The organism is Kitasatospora phosalacinea (assembly GCF_000716545.1).
Lineage (GTDB): Bacteria > Actinomycetota > Actinomycetes > Streptomycetales > Streptomycetaceae > Kitasatospora > Kitasatospora phosalacinea.
Genome location: NZ_JNWZ01000018.1, coordinates 65,661 through 83,085, shown reverse-complemented (window position 1 = coordinate 83,085; position 17,425 = coordinate 65,661). Strand labels below are relative to the sequence as shown.

Sequence of the window (17,425 nt, the reverse complement as noted above, 5' to 3'; positions counted from 1 at the left end):
CGGCCGCTGTCCGGTGAAGGCCGGATCACTTCCACGCTAGGCGCGGCTCCCGGAACGGGCGAGGGCCGACCGGCCCCTGCCTGCGGGCCACCGGGCCTGCCGTTGGTCAGAGCGTGGGGGGTGTGGCTCTCGCCGGGCCCCACCCGGGCGGCCGTGCCGCGCAGGCGCACCGCGACGGGCTCATGGTGGTCCGGACCGAGGGCGACCGTGACGTTCTTCCGGTCGACGGTGACCCGCGCCCCCAGTGGCCCCGGTAGCGCAACTCCATGGCGAGGCTCCCGAGCGCGGAGGGCAGCCGGGGGTCCAGCCACAGGGCGTCCTAGCGCGGTTCCGGGCCGGTGTAGCCGCGTTGCGGCAGGCCGGCCGCGCCGGCCATCGCTCCGAGGCGGACGCCCTCGTGGGTGGTTCCGCCCCGCGAGTCGCGCGGGTCGGCCGGGCGGCGGGCAGAATCGGAGGTGACCGCACCGGACGTTCCCGGGAGCCGACATGGACGAGACCCAGTCCGGCGGGGCCGGGCAGCGCGTGACGGTGTTCCTGCTCGACGACCACGAGGTGGTCCGCCGCGGGGTGAGGGACCTGTTGGAGGCCGAACCCGACATCGAGGTGGTCGGCGAGGCGGACAGCTGCGCGCAGGCGCTGGCGCGCGTCCCGGCGCTCCGGCCGCGGGTGGCGTTGCTGGACGTGCGGCTGCCGGACGGCGACGGCGTGACGGTCTGCCGGGAGCTGCGGGACCGGATGCCGGAGCTGGCCTGCCTGATGCTGACGTCGTTCGACGACGACGACGCCCTGCTGGACTCGATCATGGCGGGGGCCGCCGGCTACGTGCTCAAGCAGGTCAAGGGCGCGGACCTGGTCGCCGCGGTGCGCACGGTGGCCACCGGACAGTCGATGCTCGACCCGGTCACCACCCGCAAGCTGATGGAGAGCCTGCGCCACCACGAGGAGAGCGGCGCGGAGGCGGCGCTCTCCCGGCTGACCCCGCGCGAGCGGGAGATCCTGGCGCTGATCGGCGAGGGGAGGACCAACCGGGAGATCGGCCACGAGCTGTACCTGTCGGAGAAGACCGTCAAGAACCACATCTCCCGGATGCTCGGCAAGCTGGGTGTGGAGCGCCGTCTCCAGGCCGCGGTGCTGGCCGCGCACGCCGAGGACGAGCACCGCCCGGCGCGGCCGCACTGAACCCGACCGGCGGGCCGGACGGGACCGTCCGGCCCATGCGCCGTACCGCTCCCCCGCCGCACCGTGGGAGGTGAAGGGCGCCGAACCGGCGCCCACCGGCCCCGGGAGGCCGTGATGATGTACTGGCACGATCACGAGGGGATGAACGGGTGGGGCGTCGGCCTGATGGCGCTGATCACCCTGCTGGTGCTGGGCCTGCTGGTCGCCGCGGCGGTCGTGCTCCTCCGTTACCTGGGGCACTCGGGCGGGCAGCACCCGGCGCAGCGGCGGCCGGAACCGGAGCAGGTGCTCGCCGACCGTCTGGCCCGCGGCGAGATCGACCCCGACGAGTACCGGCAACGGTTGGACGCCCTGCGCGGTACGACCGGCAAGGGCGGAGCGGGGTGGGCACCATGACCGCCCCGGTGCTGGACGCCCCCGCTCTGGAGACGCTGGTCTCCGCCGCGGTCGCGGCGCCGTCCGTCCACAACACCCAACCGTGGCGCTTCCGTCTGGTGCCCGAGACCTCCGTGCTGGAGGTGCGGGCCGCCGCCGAACGCGCCCTGCCGGCCACCGATCCGCAGGGCCGGGCACTGCACGTCTCGGTGGGCGCGGCGGTGCTCAACCTGCGCACCGCCGCCCGCCACCTCGGCTGGGCCCCCGGGGTGCGGCTGCGGCCCGACCCGGCGGAGCCCGGACTGCTGGCCGGGGTACGGCTCGACGAGGCCGCGCCCTGTCGCCTCCCCGCCGTCGACGCGCTGTACGACGCGATCTGGCGGCGGCACTCGGCCCGCTCGCCGTTCACCGGCCCGCCGGTGCCCGAGGGCGTGCTCGACGGGTTCGCGGACGCGGCCCGGGCCGAGGGCGCGGAGCTGCTGCTGCCCGACGGGGAGGAGACCGCGCGGCTGCTGCGGCTGACCGCCGAGGCCGAGCGCCGCAACACCGTCGACCCCGCCCATCGGGCCGAGAGCCGCCGCTGGGTCCAGGGGCCCGACGCGCGGCCCGACGGCATCCCGGCCGCCGCGCTGGGCCCGCAGGACGCGGGCGGACGCCTGCCGATGCGGGACTTCGGCGCGCTCGCCCCGGAGCGGCACCTCGCGCCGGTGCCGTTCGAGGCGCACCCGCGGATCGCCGTCCTGCTGACCCGCGGCGACGGGCCGGAGGACTGGCTGCGGGCCGGACTCGCGCTGGAGCACGTGCTGCTGGCGGCGACGGTGCACGGCGTGCGGGTCTCGCTGCTGCACCAGGCGATGGAGTGGCGGTTCCTGCGGTGGGAGGCCAGGGACGTCCGGCACGGGCCCGCGTTCGCGCAGATGCTGGTCCGGTTCGGCTACGGCCCGGAAGGCGCGCCGACCCCGCGGCTGCCGGTCGCCGAGGTGATCGACGGCTGACGGGCCGCCGGACCGGTGCCCCGGCGGCCCGGGCGTCCGCCGGGCGGTCAGTCGTCGGGCAGCGGGACCTTCCAGACCAGTTCGGTGCCGCCGGTGGGGCGGGCCTGCGCGCGGAACCCGCCGCCGAGCGCGGCGGCCCGCTCGGCCAGGTTCGCCAGGCCGCTGCGCCGGCCCCCCTCGGACAGGCCCACGCCGTCGTCGGTCACGGTGACCGTCAGGTGCCCCTCGCCCGTCTCGACCGCCACCTCGACGGTGTTCGCCTTGGCGTGCTTGGCCGCGTTGGACAGCGCCTCCTGGAGGACGGCGGCGGCCTCGTCGGCGACCTGTTCGGGCACGCCCACGTCGAGCAGGCCGGTCATGCGCAGGGCGGGGGCGAAGCCCAGCAGGGCGGTGGCCCGTTCGAGGGCCGTCGCCACGGCGGCGCGCAGGCCGTGGGCGGCCGGTCCGGCGTCGCGGGTCCGCAGTCCGAAGATGGTGGCGCGGATGGTCCTGGCGGTCTCGTCGAGTTCGTCGATGGCCCGCAGCACCCGTTCCCGGGCCTCGGGGTGGTCGATGAACCGGGTGGCGCCCTGCAGGGTCATGCCGACGGCGAACAGCCGCTGGATGGCCAGGTCGTGCAGGTCGCGGGCGATCCGGTCGCGTTCCTGCAGCAGGGCGACCTGTTCGGAGTCGCGGCGGCGCTCGGCGAGTTCCATGGCGAGGGCGGCCTGTCCGGCGAAGGCGGTCAGCGGCGTGGACTCGTCCGGTTCGAAGAGCGGCGATCCGGCCGTCCGGGCCAGCATCAGCACGCCGCGCACGCCCAGGTCGGCGGCGCCGATGGGCACCGCGACGGCCGGGCCCAGACCTTCCCAGCGGGGCGGCCCAGCGGTGATCCGCGGATCGTGGTGGACGTCGGTGCTGGTGATCAGGGTGCCGGTGCAGGCGGCCGCACCCATGAAGGTGCCCTCCAGCGGGAGCACCAGCCCGTGGTGCTCCCGGGCGCCGTGGCCGAGGGCGATCCGCACCTCCAGCTCGCTGCTGCCGGGCAGCGGCAGAGCGACCACCGCCAGGTCGGCGCGGGCGATCGCGGCGGCGCGGGCCACCAGCAGGTCGAGGACCTCCTGCTCGGCGCTGCCGGACAGCAGGCTGTTGGTGACGGCCGCCCCGGCGGCGAGCCACTGCTCGCGCAGCCGGGCCCGGGCGTACAGCCGGGCGTTCTCGATGGCCACGCCGGCCGCGACGGCGAGCGTCTCCAGCACGGATTCGTCCGCGGCGTCGAACTCGTCCGCGCCGCGCTTCTCGGTCAGGTAGAGGTTGCCGAACACCTTGCCGCGGATGCGGATCGGCACGCCCAGGAAGCTGCCCATCGGCGGGTGGTTCGGCGGGAAGCCGTAGGAGGCGGGGTGGTCGGCGAGCCGGGGCAGGCGCAGCGGCTCGGGGTAGCGGATCAGTTCGCCGAGGATGCCGTGGCCCGAAGGCAGCGGACCGATCCGGCGGGCCCGCTCCTCGGTGAGGCCGACCGGGACGAACTGCGACAGCTTGCGGTCCTCGCCGATCACGCCGAGCGCCCCGTACTCGGCGTCGACCAGGGTCACCGCGGCCTCGACGATGTGCCGCAGCACCTGGGTCAGGTCCAGGTCGCGACCGACCTCCAGGACGGCCTCCAGCAGGCTGTGCACCCGGTCCCGGGTATCGCGCGCAGCGTCGAGCTGGCTCTGCAGCTCGTCCAGCAGGTCGTCGAGCTTGAGCTGCGGCAACGGGGTCGGGCTCTCCTCTGCGCTGCTCACCGTTGGTCCTCCGGGCTCGGTGACGGCGTCTTCCAGCGTAGGCGCGCCGTCCGGGGGCCGCCGTCCGGTGGGGCCGGTCGGCCCCGCACCGGATCCCGGCAGGCCCGTGGCCGGTGTCCGGACCGCTGTGAGGCTGGAGGTGGAAGCGCCTGCGATCGGCACGAGGATGTGAGAGCGATGCCGGCACTGACCCACCACGGGCCCGGCGGCCGCACCTGGGGCGAGGTCCCGTTCCCGGCGCTGCGCGACCCGGAGGACGCGATCGTCCGGGTGGACGCCGTCACCATCTGCGGCACCGACCTGCACATCCTGAAGGGCGGCGTCCCCGAGGTCGCCGAGGGCCGGGTGCCGGGCCACGACACCGACGGCGCGGTGCGCGTGCCGGGCCCCGACGGGCTGGGCGCGGACGTGGCGATCGAGGCGGTCGGCGTCCCCGGCGCCTTCGAACTGTGCACCCGGGTGGTGCGCCCCGGCGGGCGGGCTGCCGACGTCGGCGTGCACGGCAGGCCCGCCGTGCTCCACCTGGAAGACCTGTGGGCCCCTGGAAGACCTGTGGGCCGAGGACGTCACCACCACGGGCCCGGTCGAGACCAGCAGCACCCCGCTGCTGCTCGACCTGCTCACCGCGGAGCGGCTCGACGCGGGCGGACCGGTCATCCACCGGTTCGGCCTCGGTGAGATGCGGGAGGCGTACGGCGTGTTCGCCGGCGGCGGCAGCGGCCGGGGCGAGCACGGCGAAGACGCCCGCTCCGGTCACCGAGCCGGGTCCGATCACCACCGCGTCGAACGCACCCGGGTGCCGTCGCAGTGCTCTCCGCTCGGCCGTGGTGCGGGGTGTTCGTACCTGTCCTCCAGGTGAACCCGCCCGGCCGCCGCCGGCCCCGACTCGGGCCGGAGCTCGCGGCCCGTGGCCCGACGTCCTCCCGGCCGGTCGGGTGCGTGCGGGCACCGCCCGCCGGAGTGTCCGCAGCGGGCGGGGGCGTCAGCTCGGCTGGCTGCGGGTCCAGCGGGGTTCGACCTGCTGCCACTCGGCGTCCCAGCGGGCGTAGCGGCGCCGGTCGAGGACGCACAGCGTGCCCTTCCAGGCGAGCACGCTGACCAGGGGCAGGGCCGTGGCAGTGACCAGGGCCCTGGTCCAGGCCGCCGCGGCGGCCTGGCCGGCGGTGGCGGGCGCGTGGGCGACCTCGCCGTTCGCGTCCAGCCAGATCCGCACCGGGGCACCGACGCCCTGACCGGTCTCCACCTCGACGACGGCCTTGTGGACGGTGCCGCCGTCGTTCCAGGTGACGGTGGCCGGCACGGTGCGGGTGGCGAGTCCGGCGGAGACCTCCTCGGCGAGCCGCGCCGTCACCGGGTGCCGGGTGGCGGCCTGGGCCTGGGCCGCCCGGGTCTGGGCGTGGTAGGTCCCCAGGCCGGCGACGAGTGCCACCGGGAGGCCGGCGAGCGCGAGGGCCAGCAGGAGGCGGGACAGCCACCACTGGACGCGGTCGCTGCCACGCCTGAGCGGGTTCTCCCGCTGCCTCGGTCGCGTGCGCATGACGTCCGCCTCCTCAGCCGGCCGGGCTCCCCCGTGTCCTCCTCTCCAGCCTCCCGGCGACCCGCGCGGCGCTGCTTGGTCCGAACGGCCCTTTCCGTACGGAGACCGGGCCCGGTCGGGCCCGTCGGCCGTCGTGGGCGGGTGCGGGAGAACGGGGTGGGCGGGCGATGGACCACGCAGCAGCGCCCGGCACGGAGACGGAGGATCGGTGGTGAACCCCTCCGGACCGGTGGGAACGACGGGCACCGGGCCGGAGGGTGGCTGACTTCGCCGCGCTCGCGCACCCGCCCCTCGCCGGGCGTAGCCGGCTGCGCCGGTGGGGCGGGTCTTGACGCCACGTTGGCGGGCCTGCGGGGCCGTCACGGTTCGAAGTGGTAGCCGGTGCCGGGCTCGGTGATCAGGTGGCGGGGGCGGGTGGACCCGCAGGTAGTTGCCGTGGCCCTCCGCGTCCGGGCCCCGGACCTCGCGCAGCATCTGCCTGCCGGGCACCAGGCGGCCCGGGCCGGCCGGCAGCAGCCGCGTGACCTTCCACTCGGTGGAGGTGAGCCGCACCGGTCCGCTCGGGCCGGTGACGACGGCGGCGGGGAGGTCGACGGTGTGGGCGCAGCGTGGCGACGGGCGTGCAGGTCGATCTCCAGTGCGCGCAGCAGCTGCGGTTCGTCGTCCACGCCCAAGATCCGCGTCACTCTCCCGGCCCTCCGTTCTCGCCCTCGGTCAGATCGTCCACGGCCGGGCCGTCCACGCTCAGTTCGGCGGCGGGCAGGGTGAGCAGCATCGTGGTGCCGCCGCCCGGGGTGTCCTCGACCTCCAGGGAGCCGCCCATCGCTTCGGCGAGGCCGCGGGAGAGGGCGAGGCCGAGGCCGACGCCGGTGGTGTTGTCGGTGTCGCCGAGGCGCTGGAAGGGCAGGAAGACCCGGTCGCGGTCGTCCGGCGGGATGCCGGGGCCGCGGTCGATCACCCGGATCTCGACCCGGTCGAGGTGGTGGCTGGCGGCGACCAGGACGGGCGCGCCGGGCGCGTTGTACCGGAGCGCGTTGGTGATGACGTTGGCCAGCACCCGCTCCAGCAGGGGCAGGTCGGCGAGCACGGGCGGCGCGGTGTCGAGGTCGAGCGGCTGGACGGGCGCGTGGGCGTCGAGCAGGGAGTCGAGGACGCGGGGCAGCACCTCGTCCAGGTGGGCGGGTTCGAGGTGCAGGGTGAGGACGCCGGCCTGCAGGCGGCTCATGTCGAGCAGGTTGTCGACCAGGCGGGTCAGCTTGGCCAGCGATTCGTCGGCGGTGGCGAGGAGTTCGGCCTGGTCCTCGGGCGAGAACTCGACGTCGGGGCTGCGCAGCGAGCCGACGGAGGCGAGGGCGGCGGCGAGCGGGGTGCGCAGGTCGTGGCTGACCGCGGCGAGGAGCGCGGTGCGCATCCGGTCCGCGGCCTTGATCGGCTCGACCTCGGCGGCGGCGGTGGCGAGTCGGTCGCGTTCCAGGGCGGCGGCGATGTGGGCGGCGAAGGCGGTGAGCACGCGCTGGTCGGCGGCGGGCAGGCGGCGCCCGGCCAGGACCAGCAACGCGCCTGGGCCGACCGGCAGTTCGGTGACCGTGCGGTCCGGGGCCGGGGCGCCCTCGGCGTCGCTGCGGCCCAGTGCCTCACCACTCACGCGGTCGAGCAGGGCGACCGAGTCCAGTGCGAAGGCGGTGCGGGTCTTGTCCAGCAGTGCGGGCAGCGCGTCCGCGCCCCGCAGGACGCTTCCGGCCAGCGTGGACAGCGTCTCGGCCTCGGCCGTCGCGCGGGCGGCCCGTCGGGTGAGCCGGGCGGCGTGGTCGACCACCGTGGAGACCGTCAGCGCGACCACCGCGAACACCAGCAGCGCGATGACGTTGTTGGGTTCACCGATGGTGAAGGTGTGGACCGGGGGGATGAAGGAGTAGTTGAGCAGGAGCGAGGCGACCAGCGACGCCAGCAGGGCGGAGGTCGCGCCCCCGAGCAGCGCCACACCCACGACGCCGAGTTGGAAGACGAGCGCGTCCGTGGTCAGGTTGACCTGGCTGTGGAACTGCGAGAGCACCGCCGTCAGGACCGCGGGCACCACGAGGCCGGCGAGGATTCCCACGACGGTGCGCCGCCGGGAGTGGCGGCGGCCGAGGGAGGGGAGCCGGCCGCGGCCGGTGAACTCGTGGGTGACCATGTGGACGTCGATGTCCTCGGAGCCGTCCACGGTGGTCTGGCCGGTGCCGGGTCCGGTCAGGAAGCGGTTCAGCCGCCCGCGGCGGCTCGTGCCCAGGACCAGCTGGGTGGCGTGGTGCGCCCGGGCGAAGGCCAGCAGCGCGGTCGGGACGTCGTCGCCGACCACCACGTGGTAGCTGCCGCCGAGGTTCTCGACCAGTTGCCGCTGTCGGGCGAGGGTGCCCGGGGAGGCGCCCGCGAGGCCGTCGCTGCGGCTGATGTGCACGGCGAGCAGTTCGCCGCCGACGGTGCGGTCGGCGATGCGGGCGGCGCGCCGGATCAGCGTCTCGCCTTCGGGACCGCCGGTGAGGGCGACGACGACGCGTTCGCGGGTCTCCCAGACGCGGTCGATGTCGTGGCTGGCGCGGTAGTCGCGCAGGCCCTCGTCGACCCGTCCGGCCACCCACAGCAGGGCGAGCTCCCGAAGGGCCGTCAGGTTGCCGACCCGGAAGTAGTTGGAGAGCGCGGCGTCCACCTTCTCCGCCTGGTAGACGTTGCCGTGGGCGAGGCGGCGGCGCAGTGCCTGCGGGGCCATGTCCACCAGTTCGATCTGGTCCGCGCGGCGGACGACCTCGTCGGGGACGGTCTCGCGCTGCGGGATGCCGGTGATCTTCTGGACGACGTCGTTGAGCGACTCGAGGTGCTGGACGTTGACGGTGGTGACCACGTCGATGCCCGCGGCGAGGAGTTCCTCGATGTCCTGCCAGCGCTTGGCGTTGCGGCCGCCGGGGATGTTGGTGTGCGCGAGCTCGTCCACCAGGGCGACCTGCGGGCGGCGGGCGAGGATCGCGTCGAGGTCCATCTCCTGGAAGTCGCCGCCCCGGTAGGTCCGGGTCAGGCGCGGTACCGTCTCCAAGCCCTGGAGCATGCTCTCGGTGTGCTGGCGGCCGTGGCACTCGATGAAACCGACCACCACGTCCGCACCCCGGTCCCGTCTGCGGCGGGCCTCGTCGAGCATCCGGTAGGTCTTGCCGACGCCGGGGGCCGAACCGAGGTAGACCCTCAACTGCCCCCGGCGCGCGGTGGTGCCGGGGGTGAGGTCACGGGACATGGGCGCTGCTCTTTCCGTGCGAAGGCGGCCGGGGAGGGGGCTGTCAGCGACAGCGACTGCGCGGATTGAGTCGTTCCGCCGGGCGGAGGCCGGCTGTGGGCCGAACGCGGCAGGCCGACCCGGGCGCGGGATCCACGTCCCTCGCCCGGGTCGGCCTGTCATCGGCCGGTCGTCCGAGGCATCGCCTCGACTCCGCCGAACACCGTCACTTCTGCTCGCTGATCGCCTTGTTCAGCAGGACGACGTTGACGCCGTCCTCGCCGAGGAAGCCGAGCGAGCGGCCCTCGGTGCACGTGTCGATCAGGCGGTTCAGCGCGTCGGTGGACAGGCCGCGGGCCTGGGCGACCCGGTCCACCTGTTCCTTGGCGTAGGCGACGGAGATGTGCGGGTCGAGGCCGGAGCCGGAGGAGGTGACCGCGTCCGGCGGGACGCTGACCGGATCGACGCCGTCGAAGGCGGCGATCGCGGCGCGGCGGTCCTCGATCGCCTGGGTCATCTTCTCGTCGTTCGGGCCCAGGTTGGAGGCGCCGGACGCCTTCGGGTCGTAACCGCCGGCGGAGAAGCGCGGCTGGAAGAACTTCGGGTCCGGCTGGGCCTGTTCGTCGGCGTCGCCGGGGTCCTTCTTCGGGAGGTTGTAGTTCTGGCCGAGCAGGCTGGAGCCGATCTCCTTGCCGTCGGACGTCACGATCGAGCCGTTGGCCTTGTCGGCGAAGGCGAGTTGGCTGACGCCGGTGACCAGCAGCGGGTAGGCGAGGCCGAGGACGGCGGTCATCACCAGCAGCATCCGCAGCGCGGTGAGGTGGGTGCGCAGAAAGGTGGGCATGGGGTGGCTGGCCTCTCTCAGCTCAGGCCGGGGATGAACCGGACGATCAGGTCGATCGCCTTGATGCCGACGAACGGGACGATCAGGCCGCCGATCCCGTAGACGCCGATGTTCCGGGCGAGTAGGGAACTGGCGTCGGTGGGGCGGTACTTGACGCCGCGCAGGGCGAGCGGGATCAGGCCGACGATGACCAGGGCGTTGAAGACGATCGCCGAGGTGATCGCGGAGGTCGGGCTGTGCAGGCCCATGACGTTCAGGTGCCGCAGGCCCGGATAGACACCGGCGAACATCGCCGGGATGATCGCGAAGTACTTGGCGACGTCGTTGGCGATCGAGAAGGTCGTCAACGCGCCCCGGGTGATCAGGAGTTGCTTGCCGATCTCGACGATCTCGATCAGCTTGGTGGGGTCGGAGTCGAGGTCGACCATGTTGCCGGCCTCCTTGGCCGCCATGGTGCCGGTGTTCATCGCGACGCCGACGTCGGCCTGGGCGAGCGCGGGGGCGTCGTTGGTGCCGTCGCCGGTCATCGCGACCAGCTTGCCGCCGGCCTGCTCCTTCTTGATCAGCGCCATCTTGTCCTCGGGGGTGGCCTCGGCGAGGAAGTCGTCGACGCCCGCCTCCTCCGCGATCGCCCGGGCGGTCAGCGGGTTGTCGCCCGTGATCATCACGGTCCTGATGCCCATCCGCCGCAGCTCCTCGAAGCGTTCGCGCATGCCCTCCTTGACCACGTCCTTCAGGTGGATCACACCCAGGACGCGGGGAGCCTTGGCACCGTCCTTCTCCGCGACGACCAGCGGCGTGCCGCCCGCAGCGGAGATGCCGTCGACCAGCGCCACGACGTCCGAGCCGACAGTGCCGCCGTTGCCGGTGACCCAGTTGGCGACGGAGCCGGCCGCGCCCTTGCGGACCTGGCGGCCGTCCACGTCGACACCCGACATGCGGGTCTGGGCGGCGAACGGCACCCAGGTGGCGTGCGCCAACTCGCCCTGGGCGCGGGCCCGCAGGCCGTACTCGGTCTTGGCGAGGACGACGATCGAACGCCCCTCGGGGGTCTCGTCCGCGAGCGAGGACAGCTGCGCGGCGTCCGCGAGCTCGCCGATCTCCACACCGGTGGCGGGCTGGAACTCGGCGGCCTGCCGGTTGCCGAGGGTGATGGTGCCGGTCTTGTCGAGCAGCAGGGTGTTGACGTCGCCGGCGGCCTCGACGGCCCGGCCGGACATGGCGAGCACGTTGCGCTGCACCAGCCGGTCCATGCCGGCGATGCCGATCGCCGAGAGCAGCGCGCCGATGGTGGTCGGGATCAGCGCCACGATCAGCGCCACCAGCACGATCATCGACTGCGGGGCGCCCGCGTAGGTCGCCATCGGCTGCAGGGTGACCACCGCGACCAGGAACACGATCGTGAGCGAGGCCAGCAGGATGTTCAGCGCGATCTCGTTGGGCGTCTTCTGCCGGGCCGCGCCCTCCACCAGCGCGATCATCCGGTCGATGAACGACTTGCCCGGCTCGGAGGCGATCTTCACCACGATCCGGTCGGAGAGCACCTTGGTGCCGCCGGTCACCGCGGAGCGGTCGCCGCCGGACTCGCGGATGACCGGCGCGGACTCGCCTGTGATCGCCGACTCGTCGACGCTGGCCACGCCCTCGACGACGTCGCCGTCACCGGGGATGGTCTGCCCGGCCTCCACGACGACGTGGTCGCCCAGGCGCAGCGCGGTACCGGGCACTTCCTCCTCGGCCTCGCTGACGGGCCAGTTGACGAGGCGTCGGGCGACGGCCTCGGTCTTGGTCTTGCGCAGGGTGTCGGCCTGGGCCTTGCCCCGGCCCTCGGCGACGGCCTCGGCCAGGTTGGCGAAGACCGTGGTGAGCCACAGCCACACGGTGATCGACCAGGCGAACACCGAAGGCGAAGCGATGGCCGAGATCGTGGTGACGACCGAGCCGACCTCGACCACGAACATGACCGGGTTCTTGACCATGGCGCGGGGGTCGAGCTTGCGCACCGCGTCGGGCAGGGACTTGGCGATCAGCTTCGGGTCGAGCAGCCCGGACCGGACTCTGTGCGGCTTGTTGCCCTGCTCGGCCGGTGCGGGGGTGAGGGTGCTGGACATCAGTGGAGACCTTCCGCGATCGGCCCGAGAGCGAGGGCCGGGAAGTAGGTGAGGCCGACGACGATCAGGACGACGCTCGACAACAGGCCGACGAACAGGGGCTTGTGGGTGGGCAGGGTGCCCGCGCTCGCGGGGACCGGCTGCTGCCGGGCGAGCGAACCCGCCAGTGCCAGCACGAACACCATCGGCAGGAACCGGCCGAAGGCCATGCACAGGCCGAGCGCGGTGTCGTACCACGGCGTGTTCACGGTGATGCCGGCGAACGCCGATCCGTTGTTGTTGCTCGCGGAGGTGAAGGCGTACAGCACCTCGGAGAAGCCGTGCGCGCCGGAGTTGAGCATCCCGGCGCGCTCGCCCGGCAGGGCCATCGCGACACCCGTGCCGATGAGTACCAGGGCGGGGGTGGTGAGGATGTAGAGGGAGGCGAACTTCATCTCCCGGCCGCCGAGCTTCTTGCCCAGGTACTCGGGGGTGCGGCCGACCATCAGGCCCGCCACGAAGACGGCGACGATCGCCAGGACCAGCATGCCGTACAGGCCCGAGCCGGTGCCGCCGGGCGCGATCTCACCGAGCATCATGTCGAACATCGTGAGGCCGCCGCCGAACGGCGTGAACGAGTCGTGGAAGGAGTCCACCGCGCCGGTCGAGGTCAACGTCGTGGAGGCCGCGAACAGGCTCGAAGCTGCCACGCCGAAGCGCTGCTCCTTGCCCTCCATCGCCCCGCCGGCCGCGTTCAGCGCGGTGCCCGAGTGGTGCGCCTCGGAGAAGGTGATCAGCGCCGCGGAGGCGACCCAGAACAGGCCCATCACGGCGACGATCGCGTAGCCCTGGCGGTGGTCGCCGACCATCTTGCCGAAGGTGCGCGGCAGCGAGAAGGAGATCACCAGCAGCAGGAAGACCTCCAGCCAGTTGGTGAAGCCGTTCGGGTTCTCGAACGGGTGGGCGGAGTTGGCGTTGAAGAAGCCGCCGCCGTTGGTGCCGAGCTCCTTGATGACCTCCTGCGAGGCCACCGGCCCGCCCGGGATCGACTGGGTGTCGCCGCCGAGGGTGGCGAGGTCGTGGAAGCCGTGGAAGTTCTGGACCACGCCGTTGGCGACCAGCACGAGCGCGAAGACGACCGAGATCGGCAGCAGCAGTCGCAGGACGATGCGGGTGAGGTCGACCCAGAAGTTGCCGACCCGGTCGGTGCGGTTGCGGGCGAAGCCGCGGATCAGCGCCGCGACCACCGCGATGCCGACCGCCGCCGAGACGAAGTTCTGCACCGCCAGCCCGGCCATCTGCACCAGGTGGCCCATCGCGGCTTCGCCGCTGTACGACTGCCAGTTGGTGTTCGTGGTGAACGAGACCGCGGTGTTCCAAGCCTGGTGCGCCTCCGTCTCCGGCACGCCCAGGCTGAGCAGCAGGTGGGTCTGCAGCCGGATCAGCCCGTACAGGAAGAGGATCGACAGGGCGGAGAAGGCCAGCACCGAGCGCAGGTAGACCGGCCAGCGCTGGTCGGCGTCGCCGTCGACGCCGACCACCTTGTAGAGACCGCGCTCGGCTCCGAGGTGCTTCGCGGAGGTGAGCAGGTGGGCGATGTAGTCGCCCAGAGGGCGGTAGCAGAGGGCCAGCGCGCCGACCAGCGCGAGCGCCTGCAGCCACCCGGCGAGAGTGGAGCTCATGTCAGAACTTCTCCGGGTAGATCAGCGCGACGACGAGGTAGCCGACGAGTGCGACGGCGACGATGAGACCTGCGACGTGCTCGGCGCTCACAGCTTCTCGACCCCCTTCGCGATGAGGGCTATGACGGCGAACACGGCGACCGTGACACCGACGAAGACGAGATCGAGCATGGCTATCGCTCCACCAACTGGTCGAAGGGGGCTGTCACCGCCGGAGATCCGGGGAGTCTCCGGGCGGGGCCGGTGAAGTACCGGCGAGAGCAGCGAACCAGCAGGTCAGCGCTGTTCCCGGTTTCCTGACGCCCTCCATACGGATGGACCGCCGGCATTGACGCCGCCTTGACGCCCGCGCCGTTGGGCCGATCCCACCGCAGCGGGCCGGGGCCGGTTCGCCGGTGCCGCGGGTCCCGGCGCTCCGCCGTTTCCCGGCCCGTCCGAGAGGAGGAGGACATGGATCCCGAACGGGTGGTGTCCCGCCGGCCACGGCCTCACCACGCACCGTCCTGCGGCCGCTGGCCACCCCGTTCCCCCCTGTCGGGCGGGGCCGGGGCGGAAGGCCGTGCGGGCGGCCGGCCGGCCGTGTCGGCCGCAAAGGGTCTGTCAAGGAGCCGTAAGAGTCGTATAAAGTCGCTCTCGGTGTGCCGGGAAGCCTGGTCGGCGAGCAAGGGGACAGCCCTCTTGCTCCTCAGCCGATCCGGGGGTTCCCTTCGTGGTGCTCGTCGCCGTGTTCGGGGCCGCGCTGCTCGTCGCGGTCCTGCTGTCGGGCCTGGCCGCCCGCACCGTCCTGTCCACCTCGCTGCTGTTCCTGGCTGCGGGTGCCCTGGTCAGCGACGGGTTCCTGGGCCTGATCCACACCACGCCCGCCAGCCCGATCGTCGCCGTGACCGCGGACCTGGCGCTGTTCACGGTGCTGTTCACCGACGGCATGCACGTCGCCTTCCCCGCCCTGCGCGCCGCCTGGCGCCACCCCGCCCGCGCGCTGGGCCTGGGCATGCCGCTGGCGTTCGCCGGCATGGCGCTCGTGGCGCACGTGCTGGTCGGTCTGGACTGGACGACCTCGCTGCTGGTCGGCGCGGTCCTCGCCCCCACCGACCCGGTGTTCGCCTCCGCGATCGTGGGACGCAAGGAAGTCCCGGCGCGGCTGCGGCAGTTGCTGAACGTCGAGTCCGGGCTGAACGACGGACTGGCGCTGCCGGTGGTGCTGGTGCTGATCGCCGCGGCCGGCCCCACCTCCCCGGACTTCGAGGCGTCGCTGCCCACCATCGGCCTGGAACTCGTCGGGGGCCTGGCCCTGGGCGTGGTGCTGCCGCTGGCCGTCAACGCGCTGGTGCGGGTACCGGGTCTGGGCGCGGAGGCGAGACTGCAGCCGCTGCTGCCGCTGGCCACCGGGGTGATCCTGTACGCGGCCTGCCACCTCACCCACGCCAACCCCTACCTCGCCGCGTTCTCCGCCGGGGCCGTCCTCGCCTCCGTCGCACCCGACTCGAAGGCCGCGTTCGAGCCGCTCGGCGAGGCGCTCGCGGAGCTGTCGAAGTTCGCCGCGCTGCTGGTCTTCGGCGCCCTGCTCACCCCCGCCCTGTTCGGCGGCCTGTCGCTGGGCGGGTACGCGGCGGTGGTGCTGGCGATCGTGCTGATCCGCCCCGCCTCGCTGCTGCTCTCGCTGGTGCGCTCCCGCATCGACCGGCGCGAGCAGCTGGTGGCGGCCTGGTTCGGGCCGAAGGGCTTCGCCTCCGTGGTCTACGGGCTGCTCGTGCTGCAAGCCGGCATCCCGCAGGGCGAGCGGGCCTACACCCTCATCGCGGTGTGCATCGCCGCCTCGATCGTCGTGCACTCCAGCACCGACGTCCCCGTCGCCCGACTCTTCCACCTCGACGAACCCGGGCCGGGAGCGGTCCCGCTCCCGGCCCAGCCCCGCACCCTCACCCCGGAGGCGCCCGATGCGCGCGCGTGACCTCGCCGAACCCTTCCCCACCGTCGGCCTCGACGACCAGGCCCTGGACGCCGCCCGGCTGCTCGCCGAGCACCGCCTGCCCGGCGTGCTGGTCGTCGACGGCCCCGCCACGCCCCGGGCCGTGCTGCCCGCCTCCCAGCTGGTTCGCCTGCTGGTGCCCGGCTACGTCATCGAGGACCCCTCGCTCGCCGCGGTGATCGACGAGGCGCACGCCGACCGGCTCTGCGAGGAGCTGATCGGCGTGCGGGTGCGCGAGTGCCTGCCCAAGGACGCGCCCCCGCCGCCGGTCGCCGACGCCGAGGACACCGCGGTGGAGGTCGCCGCGCTGATGGCCCGCGCCCGCAGCCCGCTGGTCGCCGTCGTGGAGCGGCCCCCCGGCAGCCGAGCAGCCGCCGGGGGGCGGCTGCTCGGCGTGATCACCGCCTCGAACCTGCTGCACCGACTCCTGGGGGACGCGTGAACGACTGGCACGCCTGGGCGGCCCTGGCGGTCTTCGCCGCCGCCTACGTCCTGATCATCACCGAGTGGGTCCACCGCGTCGCCGCCGCCCTCGGCGGCGCCGCCGCGATGCTCGCCCTCGGCGCCACCGACGACGAGGCCGCGTTCTTCTCCACCGACTCCGGCATCGACTGGAACGTCATCTTCCTCCTCGCGGGCATGATGATGATCGTCGGCGTGCTCAAGCGCACCGGCCTGTTCGAGTACCTGGCCATCTGGTCCGTCAAACGCGCCCGCGCCAAGCCCTTCCGCGTCATGGCCATGCTGGTGGTCATCACCGCCGCCGCGTCCGCGCTGCTCGACAACGTCACCACCGTGCTCCTCGTCGCCCCCGTCACCCTGCTGGTCTGCAAACGCCTGGGCCTGAAGGCCGCACCGTTCCTGATCGCCGAGGTCTTCGCCTCCAACATCGGCGGCACCGCCACCCTGGTCGGCGACCCGCCGAACATCATCATCGCCAGCCGCGGCGGCCTGACCTTCAACGACTTCCTCGTCCACCTCGCCCCGCTCGCCATCGTCCTGACCGCCGTCCTGCTGGCGATGTGCCGCTTCCTGTTCCGGGAACACTTCACCTACGACGAGCAGCGCGCCGCCGAGGTGATGGCGCTGAACGAGCGCGAGGCGATCCACGACCGCCGCCTGCTCGCCCAGGGGCTCGCCGTCCTGGCCCTGGTGATCACCGGCTTCGTCCTGCACCCCGTCGTCCACTACGCCCCGTCCGTGGTCGCCCTGCTCGGCGCCGGGGTCCTGGTCGCGGTCTCCAAGGCCGAGGTCAAGGACGTCCTCGCCGAGGTCGAGTGGCCCACCCTCGCCTTCTTCGCCGGCCTGTTCGTCATGGTCGGCGCCCTCATCGAGACCGGCGTCATCGAAACCGTCTCCAAGGCCCTCGCCGACGCCACCGGCGGCAGCCCGCTCGGCGCCGTCATGCTCCTGCTGGCCGCCTCCGCCGTCCTGTCCGGCGTCGTCGACAACATCCCCTACGTCGCCACCATGGCCCCCATCACCGCCGACCTCGCCCACACCGTCGGCCAGCCCTACGGCGCGGTGCTCTGGTGGGCGCTGGCCCTGGGCGCCGACCTCGGCGGCAACGCCACCGCCATCGGCGCCTCCGCCAACGTCGTCGTCCTCGGCATCGCCGAACGCAACCGACAGCCCATCAGCTTCTGGACCTTCACCCGCTACGGCATCCCCGTCACCGCTGTCACCGTCGCCGTCTCGGCTATCTACCTGTGGCTGCGCTACTTCGCCCTCGCCTGACCAAGACCCC

14 protein-coding genes and 1 pseudogene are annotated in these 17,425 nt (G+C 73.4%); 7 read left to right on the top strand and 8 right to left on the bottom strand.

Annotated elements, in window-relative coordinates; translation table 11 throughout:
* Positions 1–106: 106 nt before the first annotated feature.
* Positions 107–307, bottom strand: coding sequence for a hypothetical protein (locus tag OO48_RS40975; RefSeq protein ID WP_342449639.1), 201 nt, complete (start codon positions 305–307; stop codon positions 107–109).
* Positions 308–486: 179 nt separating this feature from the next.
* Between OO48_RS40975 and OO48_RS11855 the strand changes: the two genes are divergently transcribed.
* The 3 genes from OO48_RS11855 to OO48_RS11845 all read left to right on the top strand — a co-directional run bounded on the left by OO48_RS11855 (position 487) and on the right by OO48_RS11845 (position 2,549).
* Positions 487–1,179, top strand: a complete 693-nt coding sequence (locus OO48_RS11855; protein ID WP_033215000.1) for a response regulator — start codon at positions 487–489, stop codon at positions 1,177–1,179.
* A gap of 117 nt (positions 1,180–1,296) precedes the next feature.
* The gene (locus tag OO48_RS11850) at positions 1,297–1,575 is read left to right on the top strand and encodes an SHOCT domain-containing protein (RefSeq protein ID WP_209439463.1); all 279 of its coding nucleotides are present in this window, start codon (positions 1,297–1,299) and stop codon (positions 1,573–1,575) included.
* Entirely contained in the window at positions 1,572–2,549 is a 978-nt protein-coding gene (locus OO48_RS11845; protein ID WP_033215051.1) for an Acg family FMN-binding oxidoreductase, read from the top strand. Before OO48_RS11850 ends, OO48_RS11845 begins: the two co-directional genes overlap by 4 nt.
* A gap of 47 nt (positions 2,550–2,596) precedes the next feature.
* Here the strand turns inward: OO48_RS11845 and OO48_RS11840 are convergent, their stop codons facing one another.
* Complete coding sequence (locus OO48_RS11840; protein ID WP_033214996.1) at positions 2,597–4,315, bottom strand: sensor histidine kinase; 1,719 nt, start codon at positions 4,313–4,315, stop codon at positions 2,597–2,599.
* 177 nt (positions 4,316–4,492) lie between these two features.
* Here OO48_RS11840 and OO48_RS11835 point away from each other — a divergent pair.
* Positions 4,493–5,021, top strand: a pseudogene (locus tag OO48_RS11835) (alcohol dehydrogenase catalytic domain-containing protein); the annotation flags it as partial.
* Positions 5,022–5,297: 276 nt separating this feature from the next.
* Here the strand turns inward: OO48_RS11835 and OO48_RS11830 are convergent.
* From OO48_RS11830 to kdpF, 6 genes are all read right to left on the bottom strand, one after another.
* The gene (locus OO48_RS11830; protein ID WP_033214992.1) at positions 5,298–5,852 is read right to left on the bottom strand and encodes an Rv1733c family protein; all 555 of its coding nucleotides are present in this window, start codon (positions 5,850–5,852) and stop codon (positions 5,298–5,300) included.
* Between the two features lie 682 nt (positions 5,853–6,534).
* Positions 6,535–9,114 (bottom strand): ATP-binding protein, encoded by a 2,580-nt coding sequence (locus OO48_RS11825; protein WP_051732030.1) that lies wholly within the window; start codon positions 9,112–9,114, stop codon positions 6,535–6,537.
* A 205-nt stretch (positions 9,115–9,319) separates the two neighbouring features.
* A complete protein-coding gene (gene kdpC, locus OO48_RS11820) occupies positions 9,320–9,937 on the bottom strand; it encodes a K(+)-transporting ATPase subunit C (RefSeq protein WP_033214990.1) in 618 nt (205 codons plus the stop codon).
* A gap of 17 nt (positions 9,938–9,954) precedes the next feature.
* Positions 9,955–12,048 carry a potassium-transporting ATPase subunit KdpB gene (gene kdpB / locus OO48_RS11815; protein ID WP_033214988.1) on the bottom strand — a complete coding sequence of 698 codons (2,094 nt, stop codon included), beginning with the start codon at positions 12,046–12,048 and terminating at the stop codon, positions 9,955–9,957.
* Entirely contained in the window at positions 12,048–13,709 is a 1,662-nt protein-coding gene (gene kdpA, locus OO48_RS11810) for a potassium-transporting ATPase subunit KdpA (RefSeq protein WP_033214987.1), read from the bottom strand. The genes kdpB and kdpA overlap by 1 nt, the downstream gene beginning before the upstream one ends.
* Before the next feature lies 1 nt (position 13,710).
* On the bottom strand, positions 13,711–13,800 hold the full coding sequence (gene kdpF, locus OO48_RS35715; protein WP_033214986.1) for a K(+)-transporting ATPase subunit F: 90 nt from the start codon (positions 13,798–13,800) through the stop codon (positions 13,711–13,713).
* Between the two features lie 618 nt (positions 13,801–14,418).
* Between kdpF and OO48_RS11800 the strand changes: the two genes are divergently transcribed.
* Genes OO48_RS11800 through OO48_RS11790 form a run of 3 tightly spaced genes read left to right on the top strand, consistent with a single transcriptional unit; the run spans position 14,419 to position 17,415 of the window.
* Positions 14,419–15,660 carry a cation:proton antiporter gene (locus tag OO48_RS11800; RefSeq protein ID WP_033214985.1) on the top strand — a complete coding sequence of 414 codons (1,242 nt, stop codon included), beginning with the start codon at positions 14,419–14,421 and terminating at the stop codon, positions 15,658–15,660.
* Positions 15,647–16,120 (top strand): CBS domain-containing protein, encoded by a 474-nt coding sequence (locus OO48_RS11795; protein WP_033214984.1) that lies wholly within the window; start codon positions 15,647–15,649, stop codon positions 16,118–16,120. The genes OO48_RS11800 and OO48_RS11795 overlap by 14 nt, the downstream gene beginning before the upstream one ends.
* Positions 16,117–17,415, top strand: a complete 1,299-nt coding sequence (locus OO48_RS11790) for an ArsB/NhaD family transporter (protein ID WP_033214982.1) — start codon at positions 16,117–16,119, stop codon at positions 17,413–17,415. The genes OO48_RS11795 and OO48_RS11790 overlap by 4 nt, the downstream gene beginning before the upstream one ends.
* The last annotated feature ends 10 nt before the right edge of the window (positions 17,416–17,425 follow it).

Coding starts and splice junctions, on each gene's coding strand:
- OO48_RS11855 (WP_033215000.1), top strand. CDS start 487: ATGGACGAGACCCAGTCCGGCGGGGCCGGGCAGCGCGTGACGGTGTTC.
- OO48_RS11850 (WP_209439463.1), top strand. CDS start 1,297: ATGTACTGGCACGATCACGAGGGGATGAACGGGTGGGGCGTCGGCCTG.
- OO48_RS11845 (WP_033215051.1), top strand. CDS start 1,572: ATGACCGCCCCGGTGCTGGACGCCCCCGCTCTGGAGACGCTGGTCTCC.
- OO48_RS11830 (WP_033214992.1), bottom strand. CDS start 5,852: ATGCGCACGCGACCGAGGCAGCGGGAGAACCCGCTCAGGCGTGGCAGC.
- OO48_RS11825 (WP_051732030.1), bottom strand. CDS start 9,114: ATGTCCCGTGACCTCACCCCCGGCACCACCGCGCGCCGGGGGCAGTTG.
- kdpC (WP_033214990.1), bottom strand. CDS start 9,937: ATGCCCACCTTTCTGCGCACCCACCTCACCGCGCTGCGGATGCTGCTG.
- kdpB (WP_033214988.1), bottom strand. CDS start 12,048: ATGTCCAGCACCCTCACCCCCGCACCGGCCGAGCAGGGCAACAAGCCG.
- kdpA (WP_033214987.1), bottom strand. CDS start 13,709: ATGAGCTCCACTCTCGCCGGGTGGCTGCAGGCGCTCGCGCTGGTCGGC.
- OO48_RS11795 (WP_033214984.1), top strand. CDS start 15,647: ATGCGCGCGCGTGACCTCGCCGAACCCTTCCCCACCGTCGGCCTCGAC.